Below are 487 nucleotides of genomic sequence, written 5' to 3'. Positions count from 1 at the left end.
CGTGCTGTTGGAGTGCACGTCCAAGCAGTAAGGCTGAGTGTTAGGCAAATCCGGCACTCGTTAGGCTGAGCTGTGATGGGGAGAGGAAATTGTTTCCTCGAGTCGTTGATTTCACACTGCCGAGAAAAGCCTCTAGATAGATAACAGGTGCCCGTACCGCAAACCGACACAGGTAGTCAAGATGAGAATTCTAAGGTGAGCGAGCGAACTCTCGTTAAGGAACTCGGCAAAATGACCCCGTAACTTCGGGAGAAGGGGTGCTCTTTAGGGTTCACGCCCAGAAGAGCCGCAGTGAATAGGCCCAAGCGACTGTTTATCAAAAACACAGGTCTCTGCTAAACCGTAAGGTGATGTATAGGGGCTGACGCCTGCCCGGTGCTGGAAGGTTAAGAGGAGTGGTTAGCTTCTGCGAAGCCACGAATCGAAGCCCCAGTAAACGGCGGCCGTAACTATAACGGTCCTAAGGTAGCGAAATTCCTTGTCGGGT

Annotated in this window: 1 rRNA gene; it reads left to right on the top strand. The window is 52.2% G+C overall.

The window, feature by feature from the left end:
* Positions 1 to 487 (top strand): 23S ribosomal RNA (locus tag HZY83_RS07715); the annotation flags it as partial.

The organism is Gemella sp. GH3, assembly GCF_013415425.1.
In the GTDB taxonomy this organism is placed as follows: Bacteria; Bacillota; Bacilli; order Staphylococcales; family Gemellaceae; genus Gemelliphila.
Note: the sequence above shows the minus strand (reverse complement) of the source record. Positions and strands in the feature narration are given on the sequence as shown.